Origin of the sequence: Kiloniella litopenaei (genome assembly GCF_000982415.1) — a bacterium.
Lineage (GTDB): Bacteria > Pseudomonadota > Alphaproteobacteria > Kiloniellales > Kiloniellaceae > Kiloniella > Kiloniella litopenaei.
On sequence record NZ_LANI01000001.1, the window covers coordinates 224,910 to 247,353 of the forward strand.

25 protein-coding genes are annotated in these 22,444 nt (G+C 46.5%); 10 read left to right on the forward strand and 15 right to left on the reverse strand.

Annotated elements, in window-relative coordinates:
* Positions 1-229: 229 nt before the first annotated feature.
* Together tmpT and WH95_RS01090 are read left to right on the forward strand one after the other, a co-directional pair.
* Positions 230-865 (forward strand): thiopurine S-methyltransferase, encoded by a 636-nt coding sequence (gene tmpT / locus WH95_RS01085; RefSeq protein WP_046501805.1) that lies wholly within the window; start codon positions 230-232, stop codon positions 863-865.
* Between the two features lie 220 nt (positions 866-1,085).
* Positions 1,086-2,012 carry an RDD family protein gene (locus WH95_RS01090; protein ID WP_046501807.1) on the forward strand — a complete coding sequence of 309 codons (927 nt, stop codon included), beginning with the start codon at positions 1,086-1,088 and terminating at the stop codon, positions 2,010-2,012.
* A gap of 9 nt (positions 2,013-2,021) precedes the next feature.
* Here the strand turns inward: WH95_RS01090 and WH95_RS01095 are convergent, their stop codons facing one another.
* A complete protein-coding gene (locus WH95_RS01095; RefSeq protein WP_046502159.1) occupies positions 2,022-2,513 on the reverse strand; it encodes an AAA family ATPase in 492 nt (163 codons plus the stop codon).
* A gap of 192 nt (positions 2,514-2,705) precedes the next feature.
* On the opposite strand from WH95_RS01095, the gene WH95_RS20275 reads away from it, so the two are divergent.
* From WH95_RS20275 to WH95_RS01115, 4 genes are read left to right on the forward strand one after another with little or no spacing between them, the layout of a single operon-like run.
* A complete protein-coding gene (locus WH95_RS20275) occupies positions 2,706-3,812 on the forward strand; it encodes a DUF2157 domain-containing protein (RefSeq protein WP_052741676.1) in 1,107 nt (368 codons plus the stop codon).
* Positions 3,805-4,977 carry a DUF4401 domain-containing protein gene (locus tag WH95_RS01105; protein ID WP_046501809.1) on the forward strand — a complete coding sequence of 391 codons (1,173 nt, stop codon included), beginning with the start codon at positions 3,805-3,807 and terminating at the stop codon, positions 4,975-4,977. Before WH95_RS20275 ends, WH95_RS01105 begins: the two co-directional genes overlap by 8 nt.
* Positions 4,968-5,435: a GDYXXLXY domain-containing protein gene (locus tag WH95_RS01110; protein WP_046501812.1), complete on the forward strand. Its 468-nt coding sequence runs from the start codon at positions 4,968-4,970 to the stop codon at positions 5,433-5,435. Before WH95_RS01105 ends, WH95_RS01110 begins: the two co-directional genes overlap by 10 nt.
* A 49-nt stretch (positions 5,436-5,484) precedes the next feature.
* The gene (locus WH95_RS01115) at positions 5,485-6,051 is read left to right on the forward strand and encodes a hypothetical protein (RefSeq protein ID WP_046501815.1); all 567 of its coding nucleotides are present in this window, start codon (positions 5,485-5,487) and stop codon (positions 6,049-6,051) included.
* Between the two features lie 13 nt (positions 6,052-6,064).
* On the opposite strand, the gene WH95_RS01120 is transcribed toward WH95_RS01115, so the two are convergent.
* Positions 6,065-7,204 (reverse strand): alpha-hydroxy acid oxidase, encoded by a 1,140-nt coding sequence (locus WH95_RS01120; protein WP_046501817.1) that lies wholly within the window; start codon positions 7,202-7,204, stop codon positions 6,065-6,067.
* Positions 7,205-7,336: 132 nt separating this feature from the next.
* Between WH95_RS01120 and WH95_RS01125 the strand changes: the two genes are divergently transcribed.
* Positions 7,337-8,140: an FCD domain-containing protein gene (locus WH95_RS01125; RefSeq protein ID WP_046501820.1), complete on the forward strand. Its 804-nt coding sequence runs from the start codon at positions 7,337-7,339 to the stop codon at positions 8,138-8,140.
* A 54-nt stretch (positions 8,141-8,194) separates the two neighbouring features.
* Here WH95_RS01125 and WH95_RS20280 read toward each other — a convergent pair whose 3' ends face one another.
* Complete coding sequence (locus WH95_RS20280; protein ID WP_052741677.1) at positions 8,195-9,070, reverse strand: LysR family transcriptional regulator; 876 nt, start codon at positions 9,068-9,070, stop codon at positions 8,195-8,197.
* A gap of 102 nt (positions 9,071-9,172) precedes the next feature.
* Between WH95_RS20280 and WH95_RS01135 the strand changes: the two genes are divergently transcribed.
* Positions 9,173-10,042: a DMT family transporter gene (locus WH95_RS01135; RefSeq protein WP_046501823.1), complete on the forward strand. Its 870-nt coding sequence runs from the start codon at positions 9,173-9,175 to the stop codon at positions 10,040-10,042.
* Positions 10,043-10,079: 37 nt separating this feature from the next.
* Here the strand turns inward: WH95_RS01135 and WH95_RS01140 are convergent, their stop codons facing one another.
* The 6 genes from WH95_RS01140 to WH95_RS01165 all read right to left on the reverse strand — a co-directional run bounded on the left by WH95_RS01140 (position 10,080) and on the right by WH95_RS01165 (position 14,937).
* On the reverse strand, positions 10,080-10,541 hold the full coding sequence (locus tag WH95_RS01140) for an RES family NAD+ phosphorylase (RefSeq protein WP_046501826.1): 462 nt from the start codon (positions 10,539-10,541) through the stop codon (positions 10,080-10,082).
* The gene (parS, locus tag WH95_RS01145) at positions 10,542-10,961 is read right to left on the reverse strand and encodes a type II RES/Xre toxin-antitoxin system antitoxin (RefSeq protein WP_046501828.1); all 420 of its coding nucleotides are present in this window, start codon (positions 10,959-10,961) and stop codon (positions 10,542-10,544) included. It lies immediately after the preceding gene.
* Between the two features lie 127 nt (positions 10,962-11,088).
* Complete coding sequence (locus WH95_RS01150; RefSeq protein WP_046501831.1) at positions 11,089-11,907, reverse strand: substrate-binding periplasmic protein; 819 nt, start codon at positions 11,905-11,907, stop codon at positions 11,089-11,091.
* 196 nt (positions 11,908-12,103) lie between these two features.
* On the reverse strand, positions 12,104-12,637 hold the full coding sequence (locus tag WH95_RS01155) for a hypothetical protein (RefSeq protein WP_046501833.1): 534 nt from the start codon (positions 12,635-12,637) through the stop codon (positions 12,104-12,106).
* Positions 12,638-12,778: 141 nt separating this feature from the next.
* Positions 12,779-13,327 carry a hypothetical protein gene (locus tag WH95_RS01160; RefSeq protein ID WP_046501835.1) on the reverse strand — a complete coding sequence of 183 codons (549 nt, stop codon included), beginning with the start codon at positions 13,325-13,327 and terminating at the stop codon, positions 12,779-12,781.
* 83 nt (positions 13,328-13,410) lie between these two features.
* Complete coding sequence (locus tag WH95_RS01165) at positions 13,411-14,937, reverse strand: ABC-F family ATP-binding cassette domain-containing protein (protein WP_046502167.1); 1,527 nt, start codon at positions 14,935-14,937, stop codon at positions 13,411-13,413.
* Positions 14,938-15,289: 352 nt separating this feature from the next.
* Between WH95_RS01165 and WH95_RS01170 the strand changes: the two genes are divergently transcribed.
* Positions 15,290-15,934 carry a hypothetical protein gene (locus WH95_RS01170; RefSeq protein WP_046501838.1) on the forward strand — a complete coding sequence of 215 codons (645 nt, stop codon included), beginning with the start codon at positions 15,290-15,292 and terminating at the stop codon, positions 15,932-15,934.
* A 27-nt stretch (positions 15,935-15,961) separates the two neighbouring features.
* Here WH95_RS01170 and WH95_RS01175 read toward each other — a convergent pair whose 3' ends face one another.
* From WH95_RS01175 to WH95_RS01190, 4 genes are read right to left on the reverse strand one after another with little or no spacing between them, the layout of a single operon-like run.
* Positions 15,962-16,924 carry a Rossmann-fold NAD(P)-binding domain-containing protein gene (locus WH95_RS01175; protein WP_046501840.1) on the reverse strand — a complete coding sequence of 321 codons (963 nt, stop codon included), beginning with the start codon at positions 16,922-16,924 and terminating at the stop codon, positions 15,962-15,964.
* Positions 16,921-18,045, reverse strand: a complete 1,125-nt coding sequence (locus WH95_RS01180) for an aminotransferase class I/II-fold pyridoxal phosphate-dependent enzyme (protein ID WP_046501842.1) — start codon at positions 18,043-18,045, stop codon at positions 16,921-16,923. Before WH95_RS01180 ends, WH95_RS01175 begins: the two co-directional genes overlap by 4 nt.
* Positions 18,038-19,042, reverse strand: coding sequence for a threonine/serine dehydratase (locus WH95_RS01185; RefSeq protein WP_046501845.1), 1,005 nt, complete (start codon positions 19,040-19,042; stop codon positions 18,038-18,040). The genes WH95_RS01180 and WH95_RS01185 overlap by 8 nt, the downstream gene beginning before the upstream one ends.
* Complete coding sequence (locus WH95_RS01190; protein ID WP_046501849.1) at positions 19,039-19,683, reverse strand: helix-turn-helix transcriptional regulator; 645 nt, start codon at positions 19,681-19,683, stop codon at positions 19,039-19,041. Before WH95_RS01190 ends, WH95_RS01185 begins: the two co-directional genes overlap by 4 nt.
* 346 nt (positions 19,684-20,029) lie before the next feature.
* On the opposite strand from WH95_RS01190, the gene WH95_RS01195 reads away from it, so the two are divergent.
* On the forward strand, positions 20,030-20,386 hold the full coding sequence (locus WH95_RS01195) for a helix-turn-helix domain-containing protein (RefSeq protein WP_046501852.1): 357 nt from the start codon (positions 20,030-20,032) through the stop codon (positions 20,384-20,386).
* A 27-nt stretch (positions 20,387-20,413) separates the two neighbouring features.
* Here WH95_RS01195 and WH95_RS01200 read toward each other — a convergent pair whose 3' ends face one another.
* Together WH95_RS01200 and WH95_RS01205 are read right to left on the reverse strand one after the other, a co-directional pair.
* Positions 20,414-21,115: a helix-turn-helix domain-containing protein gene (locus WH95_RS01200; RefSeq protein WP_046501855.1), complete on the reverse strand. Its 702-nt coding sequence runs from the start codon at positions 21,113-21,115 to the stop codon at positions 20,414-20,416.
* 9 nt (positions 21,116-21,124) lie between these two features.
* Entirely contained in the window at positions 21,125-21,697 is a 573-nt protein-coding gene (locus WH95_RS01205; protein WP_162199367.1) for a GNAT family N-acetyltransferase, read from the reverse strand.
* Positions 21,698-22,444 lie beyond the last annotated feature (747 nt).

A 22,444-nucleotide genomic window follows, 5' to 3' on the forward strand; every position in this document is an offset into this window, starting at 1 on the left:
AATCATCCCAGGGGTATGGCCCCATACTTATAATACCATGCTTCGAGCTTTGTTGGGTAAAGCCCAGAGCATGGTATTAATTTTCATGCTACTCACTCTACTGTTGATTTCCATTAAAAATCGTAGCTCTATTATGTCTTCTTTATTTCTGCCCGTTATTTCTACTTGACCTCAAGCTGACTTGATGAAGTAGAAATTATCCACCTTCAATCAGGAACAGGTCCCGACAATGGAAGAAGACTTTTGGCATGACAGATGGCAAAACAACCAAATAGGGTTTCACGAAACCAAGCCCAATCCCATTCTGATTCAACATTTTCATAAACTGGATTTAAAAGATCAAAGTCGGATTTTTGTTCCTTTGTGTGGCAAAACCCTCGACATTCAATGGTTGCTTTCTCAAGGTTATCGGGTCGTTGGTGTCGAATTAAGCGATATTGCTATCAAACAACTTTTTGACGGTCTCGGTCTGGTACCTGAAATTAAACAAACAGAGGCTTTTAAACATTATCAGGCAAAGAACATTGATATTTTTGTTGGCAATTTTTTTGATCTGACATCATCAATTCTAGGTCGTGTTGATGCCATATACGACAGAGCTGCTTTGGTGGCCTTACCTGAAGATATGCGCAAAAAATACACTAAACATCTAATAGAAATTACCCATAAAGCACCCTATTTATTGCTAACCTACAGCTACGATCAAAGCCTTACCAACGGCCCACCCTTTTCCGTTGATGAGCAGATGGTGCAAAACTATTACAGCGCTCATTATTCAATCAACTTTCTCGACGAAATTCCCGTTCCCAACGGGCTTCGCGGTCAATTTCCGTCAACACAGAGTGTATGGATCTTAAAACCATGATTGCCCGTATCTGGACTGCCCGTTTTCACCTTGCAAAGTCTGATGCGCTCATAAATCGTTGCCTTTACCAGTAACGTCAAAGGGGGATGCCGATCTTTATCCCTGATCTAAAGCTCACGTCCATAGGCCATCGCTATAGCCAAAACGGATATAATCCATCATAAAGATCAAGCATCGTCACCCTTCTTTCAAATCAGGTCTTTCAAAATCAGGCAGACTTATGGAAACATGGTACTACTGGGCAGAAAATCAGGAATTTGGACCTGTAACCAAACTGGACCTCTATAAGCTTTACAAAGCCAACGTTATTGCGGGTTATAGCTTTGTGCGAGCAAAGGACAGTGATACATGGCTTGCCTATAAAGAACTCAGGATCCGCAGAAGTGATTTCACTTGGGATGAGCTAAACGGGCCAAAGTCCGATGAGCGTGAGCTAAACGGGCCAAAGTCCAATGGGCGTGAGCTAAACGGGCCAAAATCAAATGATAAAGAGATAAACGGCGATAGGTTAAGGGCAAATGATGATCAACAATCATCAACCTCTGACGCCGCATCAAAACAAGGGCCTAATGATCACCCGAAAGGGATCTGGAACGATGTCTCTCCGCATCCCTGGCGACGGTACTTTGCCCGTTGGGTTGATATATCAATCTATGCAAATCTGATCTTTTCACCTCTGTTGGCAAAATTTACGCCCGCTGATCTGAATAAATACTCTGAACAGCTTTCTCTTTTGGAATTGATTGCCATCCTGATCATCGTACCTGTGATCTTCTTTGGTGTTGTTGCTATCGTAAACACGGCACTAATCGGGGCCTTCGGCACCACAGTTGGTAAATGCCTTCTGGGGATCAAGGTTTTGGGCAAGGATAACAGGGGGCTGACTATCCAGAGCACAGCCAAACGCGAAGCCTTGGTGTATATCAAAGGCTTTGCCCTTGGCCTGCCCGTCCTATCCCTCATCGCACAGATGTACGGTTATTTTGATCTGACCATGGATAAACAAACCCTTTGGGATAAAGAATTGAATACCACAATTGCCCATCGGACAAACAACAGTCTTCAATTCTGGATCGGTCTAATTGTTATCGGTGTATATCTTTATTTTTCCCAAAGCCCCTACTCCCCCTATATCGCGTGGCTCTAATCCATAACTTCACGCCACGATAACAGCCAACTTACGCTCCTCTGCATCCATCGGTTCAAAGATGGTTTCACAGAAATCAAAAATCTCGCGGGACACCTCGAATTGAAAGGTTTCTGTCTGCGCTTCGTTCCGATGGCGCACGCGATCCCAGCGGGTTTCTTTATCCACGTCCAGATAGTGCACCTGAAATTCGCAACCATGATCTTTCAGGAAGTCCGTGACCCTTTCGCGCTGGCTTTTCGCAAAGAACCCCAGATCCAGAATAACCGGAATCCCCTTGTCCACCACCTTCAATGTTTCCGCAAGCTGTTGGCTTTCACACCGCTGCGTTCGCTCCAGCGCCCATGAATAAAGTGGCGGATCAGGCATATCCATAAAGAACAGGGTTTTCATCCATTCATCAACGGAAAAGATGATGGCATTTTCCCGCTGGGCCAGCTGCGCCGCATAGGTACTTTTGCCCGCCCCCGTGTTGCCGACAATCAAATAGACACACGTCAAAATAAAATTCCCCAAGTCAGTAATATAAACCAATAATATAGATAAGTCCGTTTTTAACGACTATTCAGATACCAGACAACATTGATACAAAAACAAAATTGACCTTCGTTCTGCAACCATCGATGATAAAAGAGCTATTTATATGAAATACCGTGTACAGTCCTTGATAGATTATCAAATCTAGAGAAACATATGAACACCACCGAGCAAATAGAACCCCCACCGCAATCACTGGATCAAATTCCGGTTACCCGTGCCTTGATTGATCAGCTTTACAGCTATGGCAAAATCAATCGCCAAGCGCGTAACGCGGCATTACAGCACCTGATCCCCCATACACAGTGGGGGATTTGGGCATCACGGTTGCTATTGGGGCTTGGGGTTTGTCTGGTCCTGTCCGGCGTCATATACTTCTTTGCCTTTAACTGGGCCAAGCTGTTACCCGCCCATAAACTTGGCGGTATTCAGTTTGCAATTATCGCCAGCATTATTGCCGCTTGCGTCTGTGGTCTGCCCCGTCTTTCCGGCCAACTCGCCCTGATATCAGCCAGTGTTTTTGTCGGAGCTTTTCTGGCTGTCTTTGGACAAATTTACCAAACCGGGGCCGACGCCTATCAGCTTTTCATGGTCTGGAGCCTGTTGATATTTGGCTGGACGATCCTCTCAAGATTTGCGGCCCATTGGGTTCTCTGGCTTGTGATTTTTAATGTATTCCTGGGTCTTTGGTGGGAACAGGTCCCCATATCTCGATCATGGATTGGACCGGACTGGTCGCCATTGATTTTACCGCTTCTTGCCTGTTTCAACGGTCTTGTCCTTTGCACACGCGAAATCCTGTCAAATAAAACGTCCTTTCGCTGGCTCGCCGCAAAATGGACCCGCTGGATTATTCTGATCCCGATCCTTGTTCTTTTAAATATTCCCATCCTTCTATTAATTGCCGATCCTGATCAGGCCTATGAAGGCGTTTTTATTGGCTCTTTTGTCGGGGCAATTGGTCATATTTGTGTTTATGTCTATTACCGCAAAATTGTCAGGGATATCTGGTCGCTGGCGGCCATCACCATTTCGGCCCTGATCATTGTTGAGACCCTCGCCATCCGCGTACTATTCGAAATACTTATGGACGAAGAAGAACTTGGTTTATTACTGATGGGCATCGTCACCATCGGCATTATCACAGGTTTTACAATGTATCTGCGGCACTTGACCCGCGTGCTCAATGAAGAAGACAAAAAACAGAGCACAGAGAAACCCGCCATTTCAGAAAAAGAAGATATGGGGGCCTCTGATGCCTAAGCCAGATACAGTGCAAAACCAGCAAAAGAAAATCTCTGCTGCAGACCTTGTTGATCATCTTTCAAGCGAGAATCTGATTGCCGATCCCGAGGGCATCAACACCTTTATTCAAGCACAGCAACAAATGCCGGACATTCCCATCTATCTGAAGATTTTATCCGGCATTGGGGCCTTTATTGCCTCTGTCTGTTTTATTGCGTTTTTGGTCCTGATCGAAGTCATCAACTTTAACAACCCTGTCGGTGCTTTGACGACCAGCGTTATTTTCATTGTTGCAGCAATCGGGCTGTACACTGCTACGTCAGATGATAGCACCACCGGAAAAAACTTCTTTCTACAGGTTTCCTTTGCCCTGATGGGCACTGGTAAATTCCTTTTTATCTTTGCAACGCTGGAATCGTTTGGCGAAGACTTGCTTGCGATAGCCTTGTCTTCGTGTCTCATTACCGCGCTGACTTATCCCTTTTATCGGCTTCATGTCGAACGTTTCATGTCCTGTTGCGGGGTGTTATACGTTATTCTGCTCAATATCCTCTGGGGAGATAAACTCGGGCTGCCAACCGATATTGCCTTTAACCTCTTTATTCTTGGTCAGCTTGTCGCGGCGGGCTGGCTTCTTTTCCACCCCAGAGTACCCGCCTTTTTTCAGCCCTTGTCACAGGCACTAATTGTTGGCCTTGCCGGCTCGGTTCTCTTTCTGTCTTCACACACAGAATTTAACTATCTGGACAATCCGCTTGTTATCTCTCCTTCGATCAGCAACATCTTGTTTGCCTTGGCCCTCATCTTCTTGATCATCTGGGCGGCTGGCGGAAAGGAACACATGAAGCGAGAGCCTGTTATTGTTGGCGTGATCGGGGCCATCCTCCTCGCCGTTCTATCGGCACCGGGCATCCTGTTGTCGCTTGGCCTGATGATTTTTGGATACGCCCGCCATGACCGGCTTTTTACCTTGTTTGGCTTCGTACTCTTGCCTGTTTTCCTCTGGCTTTATTATTATAACCTCGACATTTCCCTGCTACAGAAATCAATTATTCTGGTCACCAGCGGCATTGTTATGATTGCGGGTAAATTTTATCTGAAACTCAGGGGATGGGACCGGGCTGCCCCCCAGGAACCACTCAAAAATGAGATAGTTGATAAGGGGGATACATCATGCGCTTGAAAATCATGATCGGCCTGACGGTTCTTATCCTTCTGGTCCTGAATTATAGCATTTATCAAAAGGAAGAAATTATAGACAAGGGCGAGACCGTCTTGCTGGAACTGGCCCCGGTTGATCCACGCTCTCTTATCCAGGGGGATTATATGCGCCTGCGCTATGTAATCGAAAATGTCGCGGGCGATGCCAATGCATCACCAGATGTCAAAAGCGGTTATATGGTTATCAAGGTCGATGCCCAACAAATAGCCCGCTTTGTCAGGTTTGATGACGGCACCCCACTGGCCGAGGATGAAAAACACCTCTATTACCACCGATCCTATCGCGGGCTAAAGATCGCCCCGGACTCTTTCTTTTTTCAGGAAGGTCACGCCGATCGCTATGAAAATGCGCGGTATGGTGTCTTCAAGTTTGATAACAGCGGTAATCACATCCTGACCAATCTGGTTGATGAACCATAAAGCACCATCTACCCTACTTTAGTACTATCTCAAGGATCAGAAATAAAGAATGTTTTACGATTGGCTATTTGAAGATTCCATAGCGAGTGGAGTTTGTAGTAATGCATCCTTTTGCATAGCTCATTTTCAAACTTTGATATCTGGCTCCTTAGCTGTTATCGCAGCAGTTTGTACTGCAGGAGTAGTTTATTGGTCTGCATCAATGCCAATTAGACAACAAAAAGAAAGAGACAAAATCAAAGATAAACGCATAAAAACTGTAATAGATTTAGAATTTAGATCAGAAATGAATAAGATAGCTAAAAGAGCAATAACTATCAAAAGCACTATAGTTGCTTATAGAGCCGCTAACACTGAAGTTAACGACAACACACGGCCAAAGCTGTTTTTACCTGAGCCCGAACTTGCTCAACAAAGAGAGCTAATGGCTTTCTTAGGACCGAATACAACAGCTAACTTCTTATCTTTAATGTTACAAATCTATGCACACCAAGATAATATAAGGGATACCAATACTTTTATGGTAGATGCTTATTTTGAACAAGTTACAAAAAGATTAGAGCTTATTGGAAATTCAGCTCAATCCTTAGCTAATAAAGAAAAAGAAGATATTTAAATATTCAATTACGTTAATACCTCTTAAGAATAGATTGATCCACATCCTTGATATCACGCTTGCCGCACAGGGCCATAGTGATGTCCATTTCGTTGCGGATAATTTCCAGCGATTTGGTCACGCCTTTCTTGCCCATAGCCCCAAGACCATAAAGGAAAGGCCGCCCGATATAGGTTCCCTTGGCCCCCAGCGCCACAGCTTTCAACACATCCTGCCCGGACCGAATACCGCCATCCATATGGATTTCAACTTTATCCCCGACGGCCTCTACAATTTCCGGCAGCGCTTCGATAGAAGAAATCGCCCCATCCAGCTGACGCCCACCATGGTTGGAAACAATGATCGCATCCGCCCCGGTTTTCAGGGACATTTTGGCATCTTCGGGATCAAGAATACCTTTGAGGATCAACTTACCGCCCCAGCGTTCCTTAATCCACGCGATATCATCCCAGGAAAGTTTGGGGTCAAACTGTTCTGCTGTCCATGAAGAGAGTGAACTCAGGTCTTCGACCCCCTGTGCATGGCCAACGATATTGCCAAAGGTACGGTTCTTGGTGCCCAACATGCCAAGACACCAGCCCGGTCGCGTTGCCATCTGCCAAATATGGTGCGGTGTAAACTTGGGCGGTGTGGAAAGACCATTGCGCAGGTCTTTGTGGCGTTGTCCCAAAATTTGCAGATCAAGGGTCAAAACCAGCGCAGAACAGCCCGCAGCCTTGGCACGATCAATCAGGCGTCCGGCAAAATCCTTGTCCCGCATGACGTAAAGCTGGAACCAGAAGGGCTTGGTTGTTTTCTCGGCAACGGCCTCGATAGAACAAACTGACATGGTGGATAGCGTAAAGGGAACTCCCGCCTCTTCACAGGCTTGTGCCGCCAGAATTTCGCCATCTGCGCGCTGCATTCCGGTCAGGCCCGTCGGGGCAATAGCCACTGGCATGGATACATCCTGCCCAACCATCTGACTGGCAAGGCTCCGGTCTGTCATATCCACCGCAACTCGTTGGCGGAACTTGATTTTTTGAAAGTCGCTTTCATTGGCGTGATAGGTTCCTTCGGTCCAGGACCCGGAATCTGCATAGTCGAAAAACATTTTTGGCACACGACGTTGCGCCAGCTTTTTCAGATCGGCAATTTCCAGAACCTGTGCCATAACACGTTTTCCTTATTTTGGGGCATTCTTCACGAACAGATGAAATATTGACATATTGGATAAATAATTTTACCAATTATGTAAAGTGGTAAATTATTATTACCAAATCATCATAAAGCGTGTTCAGGCAAGATGGCACTTAACAAAATACGATCTGAAAAACTATCGGATACCGTGGCAAAACAGCTGGAAAACTATATTCTCGAAGGTGTTCTGCCACCGGGCGAATACCTGCCCGCCGAACGTGATCTGGCAAAACAACTGGATGTTTCCCGCCCTTCCCTTCGTGATGCCTTACAAAAACTGGAATCTCAAGGCTTGCTGGAAACCCATCAAGGCGGCGGTACGCTGGTCAAAAACTTTCTGGGGCCTTCCCTGACCAATCCTCTAACAGCGATCTTTCAAAACCACCCCGATACCGTAAATGACTTTATGGAATTCCGGGCCATTTCCGAAGGCAATGCCGCCTACTATGCCGCCCAACGGGCCACGGATGCTGATCGGGAAATACTCACCGCCTGTATCGCCGATATGGATGCGGCCCATGAAAAGGGTGATCTGGAACTGGAAGCCAGCATCGACGCAGATTTTCACATGAACATCGCCGAAGCCGCCCACAACGTTGTACTTCTGCACGTTATCCGTTCTTTGGTCGAAGTTTTGAAACAAGGCGTCTTCCTGAGCCGAAAGCAACTCTATACCCATCAGGGATCGCGGGATCACCTGCTTGCCCAGCATCACGCCATCTATGACGCGATAATGGCTGGCAACCCGGAACAGGCCCAAAAGGCATCACAGGATCACCTTGCCTATGTCCGGCAAGCCATCCGCGACTTGGAACGCGAAGACCACCGTATCGAAGTTTCAAAACGACGGCTGGAACGTTTTATGGCTAAACAGCGTCAAGATACCAAGAGCACCAGGAAAAAATATTAAATAACAACAGGGTTAGATTGTATCTTCGCTAAATTATCGCCTCTGCTACCTATCCTAACTGTTAAAAAGAACCTTGATCTTTTCTATTACCTGTATTGTTTCCGGTGACATTTCGCGATTGGGACGGATAAGTGTATAACCTTGTGGCAATAAATGACCTGACAAGTTGAGACAGGCAAGATCATCGGGCAAGGGATGTAATTCCTGCATCCAGAGGGCAACACCCAGTTTCTGGATAGCCCCATCAATGGTTAACCCGTAATCCCCCAAAATCCGGTCTGTACGCTTGTTACTTAACGAGATCCCTTCTCGCTTGCACCAAGAAGCCCACAACGAACGGTCAGTATTGTGCAATAAGGGAGCCGTTTTAAAAAACGTATCTGGCTGATCTTTCCATTTTTCGGCAAGACTTTTATGGACCACAGGACGATAGGTTATCTTTTGCGAGCAGACCTCAAAAACGTCACTCCACCCGCCAATACCAAACCGGATGGCCAGATCATGGTTACCCTTTTCCAAATCCTGAACCTCTTGCGAGGTAATCAGGCTTAAACGCACGCCCTTTTCTTCGAGCATACTCAACCGTGGCAAAAGCCAAAATCGTGCAAAAGAAGATGTGGTTAAAATACGAACAGCACCAGCCGCAGGCTCCCTCCCCCTGCGATCAATCAAGCCATCCATATCATTTAGAATTTTACTCACGCGGCTCAAAAAACGTTGTCCGTCCTCGGTGGCCAGAACCCCCCGTGCTTTGCGCTCAAACAAGAGGTAACCACACCAGTTTTCAACAACAGCAACCCGTCGACTGATGGTCGCATGCGTCAAGTTCAAATAATCAGCTGCTGCCGAAAAAGATCCTGTTTTCTGGGCAACAAAAACTGCCTGAAGGCAGTCAAGCGGCGGAAGAGAACCAAACAAATTGTGCGTCATATGCACAGAAATATCACTATCTATGCACTAACTCAACAGCATCTACTGTGATATCCCCCTTGGTATTCCAGTAATACACGCCCCACCAAGGAAGTTATCACGATGCCTTTAGCCCTGTTCGCTGCCTTTGCAACGGTCCTTTTGTGGGCCAGTGCTTTCCCCTTTATTGGATTGGCTTTGAGAAGCTTTGATCCCATTGCCTTGGCCAGTTTGCGTTTTGCCGTTGCGGGCATCTTGCTGGGGGGCTGGTTAGTCTGGAAACGCCCGTCTTTACCAAAGATCAAAGATGGATTGCGGTTTCTGCTTTGTGCTGCGATTGGCATTGCGCTCTATAATATTTTACTCAATTCCGGGCAAACCACCGTTTCCCCCGGTGCAGCAAGCTTTATTATTAACACCGTACCAGTGATCACTGCCATTTTGGCGATCTTCTTTCTAAAAGAGCGTTTTGGTATCTGGGCCTGGGTGGGCACCGGGATCAGCTTGCTGGGTGTTGGGTTGATTGCTTCGGGACAAACGGGGGGACTGTCCTTTGGGGCCGGAACCACGCTGGTCCTCGCCGCGGCCTTGTGTCAGGCGGCCTATTTTGTGCTTCAACGACCTTTGATACCCAAATACGGCGCACCAGTTTGCGCCTCTATCGTAATGGTTCTTGGCGGCTTTTGTCTTGCCCCCTGGCTACCATCAGCTTTGGTACAGGCAAGCAGTGCGAGCACAGAAAGCTTCTTTGCCGTTTTATACCTGGGCATCTTCCCCGCCGCAGCAGGCTATGCAACCTGGACTTTCGCTCAGCAAGCTTTTGGTGCCAGCAGGGCCAGTAACTTCCTCTATCTCGTACCGTTTGTGGCAACCGCCCTTGCGATCCCCATCGTTGGGGAATGGCCAACCTTGCTCACTGTAACAGGGGGTGCACTGGCTATCATCGGGGTTATTGTTGTCAACACAATCGGACGCGAAACCAAAACTGCCTGAGCCCTTTATCCCCCCTCGACAGGGAAGGCCAGTATAATTACCTGATCATCCTTTGAAGTCGCGGATCGTAATAGAAATCGGCCTCATCAACGATTTTTATAGTATTCGCGTCGGGATGATTAGGGTTTATCAACAGATTGTATTCGTCTTTTACAATTGCCGAGGGGATCTGTAACCCGGCCGTTTTTTGGCCTTCCAGCCAAGTGCTGCCAAAATCTCTGGATACAAAAGTATCCGGCAATTGATCCCAACCCTTGGGCAGTTGTTTTTCCGTATAGTGTTTGACAGTAAAATTATCAGGCACCCAGATTGTTAACATTTTTAGCCGGGGCAATGTATGTGCTGTTTCATGAACAAAACGTTCCAGCGCAGCAAGCGAACGCGACGACGCCGTATAGAGAACGGGATACCCCTTGTGATGCCAGCGCCCCGCCCCATAATTTCCCCCTTTACCAGACAAGTCTGCAAACTTTGCATGGGCCAGACGATAAACCTCCATTTAGGCAGTCATCCCAAACTTCATCCGGTTAAGAACATCATTTACAAAGCTGATCCCGGACATGGTATCCAGATACTCAAAAGCAGTTTTATTTCCGAAAATCACCTGTGGTGTTTTCATCCAGTTCAAGGCGATCTTCTGGTCCTCAAAATACTCTGTCGCATTGGTAAGAACACTGATAATAGCCAAAGTGTGCTCACTTTGCTGGGGGGTAAGGTGATCGCTATCTTTTTTACGCTGCAAGCTGCGTAAATTGGCACCAATCAAAGGCACTAACTCGCCTTTTGGCAGATGCAAAACCGATACAGCCTGATCCACCATGCTGACAGGCAGCCCCTTTCGAATAACATTCAACGAGCTCTCTGTTGTACTCATAACCTGCGTATCACCACCAAGCAGAGCATATTCAGTTGCGTACATAACAACCTCCTCTTCACCTCTACAATATAGCGACAATTGACGCATTTTCAAGTGACAAATGTCGCCGCAATTTAGTGAAAAGAAAAATCACGGCCGATCACAATGATCTAACCCTATTTAAACAGCGCTAGAATGACTTGGCTTCGTCATTGACATTATTGCCCAGCTCGGACCAGCTCTGCCCTAATATATCTTTATAGAACTTGTCCAGTCGTCCATCTTCTGCCCGTACACGTAACGCGTTTTCAAACTTTCGATATAGATTTTCCCGTCCCAATGCATAAGCCAGATAATTTTTCTCAGACGCTATGGCGGGCTTTAGCACTTTAAGATTTAGATCATTTTCCTTAATAATCTTTTCCGAGAAAATAATATCTTCAAGAAAAGTATCTCCCTGTCCCGTTTCAATCATGGTAAAGGCATGTGGTACAACATCAGGATTATCGCCATTAAAGTACCCGACTTTTGAAACCTTCCAATATGGATCAAAGTTCCTTATTTTTTCAGGATACTCATAATCTAGCACCTGCAAAACTTTCTTTCCCTTGAACTCTGACAAGCCCGTAATATGGTTTTTGGGGTAATCTTTTTTAACAACAGCACCGATCTGCCATGTTACCAATGGTGTTCGCCCCATAAGGACACCGGTCGTAGAACCAGTAACCATAAGAATGTCAATCTTGCCCTGAGAAACTTGCTTCATACATCTTTTAAAGGGCAAAAGGCGGAATTGAATTTCAAATCCCGTCTCACTAGCAATCTCGTTTAAAAGCGTAACAACAACGCCGCCTGCTTCATACTCGGAATTTGCGTAATAAAACGGTTCCCAACCATCATAACAAGCTGTGATTTGCTTACTTTCCGCTTTTGTATAGTGCGGGATAACCCCGAGAAGAAAAACAAACCAAAAAATAGAAAACAACTTAACTTTATTAAATAATACCATGATACTAACGCACGCAATTTTTTACCGAGATCACATTAAATTTCCCGCGTTAATATTTTACTACGGCTGGATATAAATAAAAGACGAACTTACGGCTTAGCTTTAGATCGCCCCTTCTGCTTCTTTCGCTTGTGTGACTTCTTCCTTGAACTTTCTGGCTTTGAAAATCGGTTTCAACAAATAATCTGGAATAAAGTCAGTCTTTAAACATGGCCTTGAGCTTTTCCAGATCAATATCCTGTTCCGACAGGCTTTCCGGGTCCCATTCACTGCGCTCTGCTTCGAAAAAATCACCGCCATATACATGGATTGCCCCGGTCAATTTTGTGATCGGGTTTGCCACGGAATGGATGATATCATTTCCCAGCGGCGTGTAATCCCCCGTGCTGAGAGACGCGGCCCCGGCGGCTTCTATGCGTCCATCCGGGTCATCTTTAATACGTCGCCAAAATATATTGTCTTCGCGTCCGCCATAAACACCAATCATCGCCCACATATTATGATTATGCGGCGGGATTATCATCGACGGTTTCCATACCAGGTTGAGAATAGCCACATCCGAAGAACAATAGATCGGCGTTATACCAGCCTTTTCCGGTTCCCCCAACGCAGCCGTAATGGCCGAGGGATCATGAAAGGCACGATCAAATATATCTGTGACACTCTTATGCGTTTTATCCGTCCGCACCGCGGCACAACAGTCTTCGACAAAACGTTCCAGACTAAACATCGTATTCCCCTTGCAGTTCAGCAACTAACTTTGTATCGGCAAATACACGTCAGTCACAAAGTTACCCACAGCGGGACAGGAGCAATCACAAGTATTGCAAAATTACGACGATAAATCCAGAACACCCCCGACCAGAGATATTTAGTCTTGTTTAAAACTTTGGATCAATTGATCAAATCCCTTTTGCACCAACTCTTTTTCTTCATTGGTCGTTTGCGTAAAAATAATCACGCGATCAGATTGAACCTTCATTTCATAAAAATCTGCGGTATGGGGAACCTCGACATCCGCAAGGGTTATAGAAAACTGATTCCGAAGTGCCTTTTCAACTTTGTCGGTTTGATCAACTTCAAACTCTACGATGTCACCTCTGTCTCTTGATCCAACCGGCAGTAAATCATTAAAACTGTCAATGATCAGATTGACATAATCCTCTAGATTGAACATTGCACCATTGCTGAAAACTGAAATTCCGGCGACCGCATCGGTGGATGTTGCGATATCGATATAACGAAATCCCTCTTCCCTCTCCTCACCAACAACCTTCCAGTTCCCCGGTAAGATAAAGCTTACACCATCCTTTTCATAGGATTGGCTGTTCGCAAGATCAGCAGGTTCATCACAGGCAAAAAGAACAAAAACCAGTAACAACGAACAAATATTTTTCCACATACCAATAGATCTTTTCATCAAAAAAATAAATCCAGAGCAAAGACAAATACACCCTTTACTATGAGACACAGGGACACAGGGACATCGGGAACAGGTACTTCTTACCCGGATGACTGCTCCCCCAATGAAGCTGCAAAGAAATCTTCCGGGTCATCGACTTCTTTCAAGCGTTTGTTTTCAATTAACCAGTATCTGGTGCCCGTGTTGCGCACAAAGGCCCGATCATGACTAACCAGAAGACAGCTGGCATTATGGGCCTGTAATTCTTCTTCCAGCGCTTCCTGTCCCTCAATATCCAAGTGGTTGGTTGGCTCATCCAACAGGTAAAAGTTTGGATTGCGCAATCTTAGATCCAGCATCGCCAGACGGGATTTCTGTCCGCCAGACAGCGCACCAATGGGCTTGCTTTGCATATCCAGATTAATACCCGCCCCGGCCAGCAGTGCAATGGCGCGCTGATCTCCAACATCAAAGCGTTCCGTAATCACCTCTGTTGGCGTTGCTTGATCGTCCAGCTGAGACAAGGCCTGATCAGAATAGCCCATCACAACGCTTGGCGTGGATTTGATCGTCGGGTGTTCCCCGGTCACGGCCTGTTGCACCATCCGGATCAATTGGGTTTTCCCGGTTCCGTTTCGGCCCAACAAAACAATACGATCCCCCCGTTTGATCCAAAGAGGCGGTATCTTGAACAACACTTTCCCGTCGGGTGCCGTGACCTCCCCCTCTTCCAATGTGATTAAAGCCTTGGCATGGGTATCGGAATTGACAAGCTTTATGGCACCCGCTGACTTGTCCTTATAGGCCGCTTGGGATTGCTGCTCAATCTTGTCTGCGCGTTCTTTGAGCTGTTTGGTTTTCGTGATCAGCAAATCACTGCCCGAATTGATCCCGATATTTTTCAGCTTGGCGGCCTGACGACGAAGCTGCTGCGCTTTGCGACTATCATTTTCAAACTGACGCTCTTTCGCGGCATCACTTTCATCCAAAGCCGCCCGCGCAGAACTATAAGAAAGCGCAAAGCTTTGCGACTGATCTTCCCGCAGAAAAAGCGTACGGTTGGTCACCGCATCCAGAAAAGCACGATCATGGCTGGCCACCAGTATGGGCGTGTCCCGTGCCACAGTGCCCAACCAGTTTTGCAAAAAACCAATACGCGAAAGGTCCAGATGGTTGGTCGGCTCATCCATCAGCAAGAGATCAGGTTCCCCCACCCATACACGGGCAAGCAACATCACGCGCTGCCAACCGCCCGACAGTTCCCGAACCAAACGATGGTGTAATTCCACAGGCACCGCAAGATCATCCAGCACAACATCAACGCGCCAGCTTTCGTATTCTGCCTGTTCTGTGGGTAAAGCAGATAGCACCGCATCATAGAGGCTTTGTTCCATAAGGTCGCCCGGAACATTTTGTTCCACATAGCCAACTTTAAGTCCCCGAGCACGGGTGATATCACCTTCGGTTGGCTCCATCCCTCCGGCAAGGCAACTCAACAACGTGGATTTGCCACGACCATTGGCAGCAACCAGTCCGATATGATCACCTTTGTTGATGGAAAAGTTCAGGTTTGTGAAAAGCGGCATACCAAGGGTAATGCCCAGATCTTTGGCATTTAGAAGTGTCATGACTGTCTCAAGAAGCGCAACAGAAAAGAATTGTAGCACTACCTTTACAACATAAGCCCTTCGCCCGTGAGATAGCCTCCAAAACTATTGGAAAAGACTGGGAAAGGTAGAATTATTGAGCGAGCATGCAATCATATCTTATATAAATCAAGAAATATAAACTAAATAGATCAAAGAACTACAATAACGCTCTACACAGGCCCTACGTTGTATATCTAAATAAATAACAATCTATAAGCATAATTTATTTGATTTAAAATTACATAGCATGTACTCAACCAAAGGAACCAAATAAAATCAATGCATTCAACTATAAGTTAAGGGCACTCCTAACCGTTTGAAGGAATATTTTATGCGTAAGCTTGTTTTTGTTCTTGCTTTATTTTTTGTTTTGACAGCTTGCTCATACCAAGCAACAACCAGCGTTAGTCCAGCCTATAACGTTTATTCGAGTTACGAAGATAAAATCCCCGGTTCATTTGCGCTGTATGTAGATTCAGATGAAATGAAAGGAACATACAAAGTAAGGGGCTTTACTTGTTCTGCACATAAATTCCCCATCGACGCACAAAAATCCTTTGAAATCTCTGTACTCAAAACAACACAAGATTTATTTGAAAACATCGAACTTGTCACGAAACCGCTATCAAAAGAACAATTGGCCTCTTTAAATTACGATGCGATTGTTATCGTCGAAGCTGAAGATATTGATGTCAAAATCTCTGTAATTCAAGGGTTCTGGTCCGGAGAAATTGAAGCTGAAGTTGAAATAGTTGCAAGTGTCATAGTGGACTCTAAAAACGAACGTATACTTGGCGCAACAGTAACAGCTGAAAAAGATTCACTTCATCCAGCAGGAGCAGCCTGCTCAGGAGGAGCAAATGCATTAGGAGAAGCAACAAATGAAAGCTTAGAAGAAACAATGAAAAGACTGGGCGAAAAGCTAACTAACTCCAAGAAACTAAGAAATATGAACACATCCCCCAAAGCAATTTAGTTATCTTAATCAAACGCTGATAAGAATTTATCCCCCCCTCCGCTGCTCCCAGACCAGTGATGCTACGGCGATGTCCTGGGCGGCAATGCCCGTCAGGTCGGCGATCGTTATATCATCAGCATTTAATCGTCCCGGTTTCTCTCCGGCCAAGACAAGCCCCAGTGAAACGGCACGGTCTTGTGAAATTAATCCCTCACGCACTGCATGCCCCAGATCACCGTGATGGACACATTGAGCAAGATCATCGACCATAATACCCCGGGCCTGTGCAAACAACGCAGGGTCCAGCTCCTGTTTGCCCGGATTGTCCGTTCCCATGGCGACAATATGGGTACCGGGTTGCACATCATCCTTCAAGACCAAAGCTTTTGAAGATGGGGTCGTCGTGATGATGAGATTACATTGCCCCAAAAGATGTTTGATCTCTGATGCTATGCTGACATCATAGCCCTGTGTTGTCATGTCATCGACGTATTGCGCTACCTGTTCAGGGTTGCGCCCATAAACCACGACAGACTTTACCCCCAACAAACGACAGGTCCAATGTGCCTGTAACCGCGCCTGTTCTCCTGTGCCGATAATTCCCACGGCCGTTACTTTATCCGGTGCCCCGACCTGTGCCGCCAAAGCCCCCGCCGCTGCGGTGCGAATATCCGTCAACCAGCCTTTGTCGTCCAACACACAGACGGGTGCACCCGTTTGCGCGCTCAGGACCAGCATCAAGCCGCTATTGGGGGACAAGCCAAGCTTGCCGTTATCCCGAAAACCGCTTGCGACCTTTACCACAAAGGTATCTGCCCCCTTTTGGTTGCCATACTTGATGTGGCATTCCCCCACGGCCGGATGATCAAGCTGTAAAATACCCGGCGGCGGCGAATTTACATCGCCACGCCCATGGGAAATGAGGGCTTCTTTTACAGCCGAGAGGATATCATCATCGCGCAAACAGGCTTTGATTTCATCAAGGGGTATGATGGGCAATCTGTTCATGTGTTACTCTTGAGATAAGCGCGGAAAGCGGCCAGACCTTCATCAATATTTTTACGACCAAAGCCAATCCGAAAACGGTTCCAGCTCACAGGCAACAGATCAGATTTGTAAATGCGTGGCGGCAACAGTAACACGCCAGATTTGTTGATCAGGTCTTCGCAGAAATCATCCGTTGTTCCCTTGCCTTTGTAGGCCGGAAAACCGACACAGCCACCATCAGGCACCTGCCAGTCAAACAGGTCCGAAAACTCATCAAAAAATGCCGTCAACTTGCCCGCGTTCTCTTTGACCAGTTTACGATTATTATCCAGTATCTGTTCACGCGCCCTCAGGGCGATAATGGACAACCACTCGCTCGGCCCGGAATTACAAATGGACAGGTAATGTTTGTAACATTCCATCTTTTTCAGAAGATTCCGGTCCTGACAGGCAATCCAGCCGATACGCAAGCCCGGCAGGCCATAAGCCTTTGACATTACATTTAATGACAGTGCCTTTTCATAAACGTCTGCGGCCTGTGGCAATCGCAAATTCTCTTCACGTTCTACGCCCCGATAAACCTCGTCACTGAACAGGTAAATACCATGTGCCCGACAAAGTTCAATCAGGTGATAAAAAGAACTGCGCTTTAGAATAGCGCCCGTAGGGTTATTGGGAAAATTAATGGAAATAAGCTTTGTATTGGGCCGGATTGCGTCTTTCAGTGCATCCATATCCAGCGACCAGTTATCATCCGGATCAAGGGGAACACCTGTCACGTCACAGATATCAAGCGGCACTGTTTCCGCCGCCTGATAATTGGGCACAACAACAATGGCATGATCACCGGGTTTCAACAGAACCCGCATGGCCACATACACACCTTCCTCGGCCCCCGCAAAACACAGGATATCTTCCGGTGCCAACCCCGTGTAGCTGTTGGCAATTTCCTGCCTTAACAGGGGGTGCCCAAAGGTTTCTGTATAGCTTAAGGGCAGATCATAAAACGCGTCACGATCTTCTTCGCTTGCCATTGCCAAAAGCTCATTGATGGTCATGCTTTGAATATCAGATGCCGTCATGTGATACCGGGCTTTGAACTCCCAGTCAGAAAAGAAAGTCTCCAGTGAAAAATTACGCATTTCTTTTCTCTCCCTCTACCGAGTTAAGCACATCACAAAATGTTTCGTAGCCAATGTTACGTCCACAGATCACAACCGCGATCTTTTTCCCCTGATAATCTCGTCCGGTCTTGAGGGCCGCAGCAACGGCAACACCGGCAGAACCCTCAATAATAAAGCGTTCATTGGCCGCAACATCGCGCATGGCCTGTGCGATTTCGTCCTCGCTTACCAACTCATGGCGATCAATGACTTTTTGACAAATCGGAAAGGTAACAGTGCCCTCTTCCACACCACCGGCGGATCCATCGGCAAGGGTATCTGTTTCCCACGCGTCATAAATCTCGCCCTTTTCCAGACAGTGATGCATCGATGCCGCATTTTCAGCCCAGCAGCCGATAATATCCACATCGGGTAAACGCGATTTGAGATAACTTCCCACGCCGGAAATAAGCCCGCCACCGCCAACACAGATATAAACAGCGGCAAGATCGGGGCATTGCGCCGCAAGCTCCAGGCCGATTGTGCCCTGCCCGGCAATGACATCAAGGTCTGCATAGGCAGAGACATAGGTAATGCCCTGCTCCGCTGCGGCTTCTCTCGCCGTGTGTTCACTATCCACACAGGTGCCTTTGACCAAAATTGTCTTGGCCCCCATTCGGGTAATATTTTCATGTTTCAGGGGCGAAACTGTATCCGGCAAATAGATCGTGGCCTCAACATTTCCAACACGGGCGGCCTGCGCCGTTGCCATTCCGTGGTTTCCCGTTGATGCCGTGGTTATCCCCTTTGCACGCTGTTCTTCAGTCAAGGTCAGAACCTTGTTCATGGCCCCACGCATTTTGAAAGAGCCCGTGCGCTGTAGATGCTCACCCTTGAGCAAAAAGCTCGCGCCCGTCCGCTCACTAAAAGATGGCGCTTCGTCCAAGGGCGTTTCCCGCACACCGCCATCCACAGCTTTAACACGCTGATTGGCCGCAATGATTTCATCGACCAGATTACGATCATCTATGATCATACCGATCCCCTCTGTTCTTTTAGATATTTGTAAACGGTGGCACGCCCAAGCCCCAGACAACGGGCGACATAGTTGGCTGATCCCTGCCCCTGAAAAGCCCCTTTGGTTTCCAGCGCCAAGACCAGATCACGCTTGTCACTTCGGCCAAGCGCTTGCAGGCTCAACCCCTTTTCCTGCAACCATTCCTGAATAAAAATATTAATCCGCTCATGCCAGTCATCGCGAAAGATTTCTGCAACCTTGTCGCTTTGCATCCCGCTATCTTCCGTTAATTGGTGGCCTTCTGCCTGCGCCCCGAGCATCATTCCCAGAACCTGATGCATCCGGTTCATGTCCGACATATCCAGATTTATGCAGATCATGGCCTCTGCCTGACCGTTGCTATTCCGCATCACAACACTGATCGATTTCAGGACCTTGCCATCCCAGTTCACCTTGCGATAGGGGCCAAGAACCCGATCACCTTCGGTAAATTCCACCTCGTCCATATGGGACGGGGACCCGATTTCCCGATTGGAATAGTTATTCGCCAGATAAACAATCTCTTGGCGTTGCAAATCATGTATGACGACTTCGGCATGGGGATACATTAGCGCTGCAACCCCATCTGCCATTGATTTATAATTGTCTAAATTTTCCATAAATAGACATATAGTCCATATTTAGAATGTGAGTCTATACCTATTTTACAAAAAATAAAGCGGCGCAAAAAACACTGGTATTAATTCTTTGGCACCAGTTCTCTGGAGTTAATTTTGGCAGGACAAAAAACAGGGGACAAAATACGATATAGAATCAATCTACAAGCCCGTCCGGAACCTCGCCGGGATAAACTTTTAAGTTGTGTAAGTCCAAAATAACAATATACTAATAATACATTGTTATGTGAATCCCTCATAATAACAATCCGTCGGTTCAACCTTCGGCTTCATCATAATTATTTACTGCTGATCATCCCGATTGGCTGATGGCTGATGGATTTTTTACGTGCCAAGTACCCGCAATATAGATGATATTCACACGCGCAATACCACTATTGGCGTCAACATTCGCTATGCCCGGCTCTTGAAAAACATGTCCGAGAGCGATCTGGCACATCAAGTTGGTGTCAATTCGTGCTACATTCAAAAATGTGAAGCCGGACAGATCGAAATTCCCCCACCCTTGCTACAAGATATCGCCAATATACTCGGGGTGACGGTTTCAAGTATTGCCCACACAACAAAGCGCGCCCCGGCCAGTAACAAAAGCTACCTGTCGAAAGCTTTGGATGCGGTTAATCAGCTAGAGAATTTTATTGAAACCAAGCAAGGTAAATTGGTTAAGGTTGGTACGCCCACTTAGCTTGTGGGTTAATAGAAAGGTCCCCGCTTAATCCGAAACTTTTTTCCCAAGCTGCTTGATAATCGCCCCCGTGAAGGTCGTCACCCCTTCTTTTTTGGCAATTTTCTTGTGGTGCGCAAACAACGTGTTCACAGAAATTCCCAGTGTTTCTGCCATCGCCGCGTTGGATAATTCAGGGTGATTAATCTGTAGTTTCAAGATCTTTTGCTGTATCGGCGACAGTGTAATATTCTCTCTGCTCAACTGCCGCAACAATGGATGCCCGGGATAAAGCTGTTGGTCCAACTTGTCTGCGGCCAAAGCCAACACCCCGGAATACTCGCTGTACAAATTCTCAACGGGTCCCTCGGTTGTCAAAATCAAAGCAGATTTCAAATTAGATCGGCCGGAAAAAACGACAACGCCATCCCCCATACCAAAAAATTTCCATAAATTTTCTGCAACTGCGGCCTGCTCTCTACCTACCGAAATAGCGTTCCGTGCCTCGGCAAAGGTATAGCTTCGATGCCATTGATGAATAGCGCGTGCTACAGGGCAAAAACGATAAATTTGTGCAGCGTAATAGTGTTCCTGAAACCCTTTGGCGAGATGACCTTCCCAGTTATCCATCATCTCTGGGTACCAACGCTGAAAAAACAGACCATTGAACCCCAGATCTATGATCAGATCCTTGGTCTCTCCAGGCGTTTCCGCCTGGAGAATATTTTGGGCAAATCTAAGCTCTTTCACACTTAATATTTATCCTTGAGCCTGAGCGTCTTGTACTTGGGCAAAAACATCCGGAAAGGCACGAACAGCCTGTCGCAAAGTAACTGCGTGTTTCATAGTATCTTCGTTTTTCCTGACCGCCAAAGACAATTTAATCGGGGTATATTCATGACCACGGTAATTCAAAGGCTTTTCCCCGGTCGGTTTAAAGCCATAAAGCCGCCAGAACCGCATCAATTTAGGATTTTCAACAATACCTAGAACAGTACGCAGGCCCATGAATTCCGTGTACCGCTTTGCATTTAAGAGCAGGGATCGAAAAATCCAGGGATTTTTCTCTCGGGCATTTTTCTGAACCGCCAACCGTTCCCACATGGCTGTTCCGCCTTCGTCCATGGAAATGATACGAATGCGCATCGTCCCACAAACCACTCCGTCCCACTTCGCGATCAAATGCACCGAACAAAAATCATTGCCATCAAACTGCTCGTCTTCCGGTTCACCACCTTCATCCATAAAAACCTCCCGTCTTATGGTATAAGCGAGTTCCAGTTCCTCAAGGCTTTTAACAATAGCGACATCAATAGCAGACTTGGTCATCATTTTATCCTAACGTTTAAAGTGAACGAACACCCGTCAGGATAATGGTGAGAAGAAATTTTCTCGCGCTAAAGGTGTTAAAGCAGGTTATAAAACACCCAATAACCACGATAAATTTAAGCTAAAAAGATCATCTTTGGCAAAAACGATATCTGATTTATTTGCTCAAGTTTCCGTATTTTTTTATGCAAATTTGCTTCGTGTCTGGCAGCAGGAATTCATCTTGTTTTCATAGCGACACCAAAAAACAAATATTTTTCCCTGAAAGAACAACGCCCTGCCTCACCTTATTCCAACAAAAACCCACACGAACTTTGCACTATATCAAACAGGTACTTAACCCCAAATATAGCCCCTTCAAAACCACCGCCATACAACCACTATTACAATTATGTGAAATTCTTCTTCTCAAAAGACGTATTTTCGGGTTATAGTATTTGGAAAGTTGTTGACGTAAGTGCGTTACCTGAGTGTTTAGCAAGACCACTAGGGGGGCCAACAGATGACTGATCATAAGAATTATCACACCGGATATCTCTCTCGGGATCTGACAGAGTATAACCGTTTCCATGATCAGAAAGTTAGCGCTTCCAATATTGGCTCCTTCAGGCTTTGTTTTTTATACGCGCTTATAAAAACAGTTTCTATTTTCAAAGATTTTTCTTTTAGCACTTTCTGTACAGCACTGGTCGTTTGCATAAAACATTTGGTTCTTCACCATATTATTAAAATTCTATGTGGTCCTCCCTC

Coding starts and splice junctions, on each gene's coding strand:
- tmpT (WP_046501805.1), top strand. CDS start 230: ATGGAAGAAGACTTTTGGCATGACAGATGGCAAAACAACCAAATAGGG.
- WH95_RS01090 (WP_046501807.1), top strand. CDS start 1,086: ATGGAAACATGGTACTACTGGGCAGAAAATCAGGAATTTGGACCTGTA.
- WH95_RS20275 (WP_052741676.1), top strand. CDS start 2,706: ATGAACACCACCGAGCAAATAGAACCCCCACCGCAATCACTGGATCAA.
- WH95_RS01105 (WP_046501809.1), top strand. CDS start 3,805: ATGCCTAAGCCAGATACAGTGCAAAACCAGCAAAAGAAAATCTCTGCT.
- WH95_RS01110 (WP_046501812.1), top strand. CDS start 4,968: ATGCGCTTGAAAATCATGATCGGCCTGACGGTTCTTATCCTTCTGGTC.
- WH95_RS01115 (WP_046501815.1), top strand. CDS start 5,485: ATGTTTTACGATTGGCTATTTGAAGATTCCATAGCGAGTGGAGTTTGT.
- WH95_RS01120 (WP_046501817.1), bottom strand. CDS start 7,204: ATGGCACAGGTTCTGGAAATTGCCGATCTGAAAAAGCTGGCGCAACGT.
- WH95_RS01125 (WP_046501820.1), top strand. CDS start 7,337: ATGGCACTTAACAAAATACGATCTGAAAAACTATCGGATACCGTGGCA.
- WH95_RS20280 (WP_052741677.1), bottom strand. CDS start 9,070: ATGACGCACAATTTGTTTGGTTCTCTTCCGCCGCTTGACTGCCTTCAG.
- WH95_RS01135 (WP_046501823.1), top strand. CDS start 9,173: ATGCCTTTAGCCCTGTTCGCTGCCTTTGCAACGGTCCTTTTGTGGGCC.
- WH95_RS01140 (WP_046501826.1), bottom strand. CDS start 10,541: ATGGAGGTTTATCGTCTGGCCCATGCAAAGTTTGCAGACTTGTCTGGT.
- parS (WP_046501828.1), bottom strand. CDS start 10,961: ATGTACGCAACTGAATATGCTCTGCTTGGTGGTGATACGCAGGTTATG.
- WH95_RS01150 (WP_046501831.1), bottom strand. CDS start 11,907: ATGGTATTATTTAATAAAGTTAAGTTGTTTTCTATTTTTTGGTTTGTT.
- WH95_RS01155 (WP_046501833.1), bottom strand. CDS start 12,637: ATGTTTAGTCTGGAACGTTTTGTCGAAGACTGTTGTGCCGCGGTGCGG.
- WH95_RS01160 (WP_046501835.1), bottom strand. CDS start 13,327: ATGAAAAGATCTATTGGTATGTGGAAAAATATTTGTTCGTTGTTACTG.
- WH95_RS01165 (WP_046502167.1), bottom strand. CDS start 14,937: ATGACACTTCTAAATGCCAAAGATCTGGGCATTACCCTTGGTATGCCG.
- WH95_RS01170 (WP_046501838.1), top strand. CDS start 15,290: ATGCGTAAGCTTGTTTTTGTTCTTGCTTTATTTTTTGTTTTGACAGCT.
- WH95_RS01175 (WP_046501840.1), bottom strand. CDS start 16,924: ATGAACAGATTGCCCATCATACCCCTTGATGAAATCAAAGCCTGTTTG.
- WH95_RS01180 (WP_046501842.1), bottom strand. CDS start 18,045: ATGCGTAATTTTTCACTGGAGACTTTCTTTTCTGACTGGGAGTTCAAA.
- WH95_RS01185 (WP_046501845.1), bottom strand. CDS start 19,042: ATGATCATAGATGATCGTAATCTGGTCGATGAAATCATTGCGGCCAAT.
- WH95_RS01190 (WP_046501849.1), bottom strand. CDS start 19,683: ATGGAAAATTTAGACAATTATAAATCAATGGCAGATGGGGTTGCAGCG.
- WH95_RS01205 (WP_162199367.1), bottom strand. CDS start 21,697: ATGATGACCAAGTCTGCTATTGATGTCGCTATTGTTAAAAGCCTTGAG.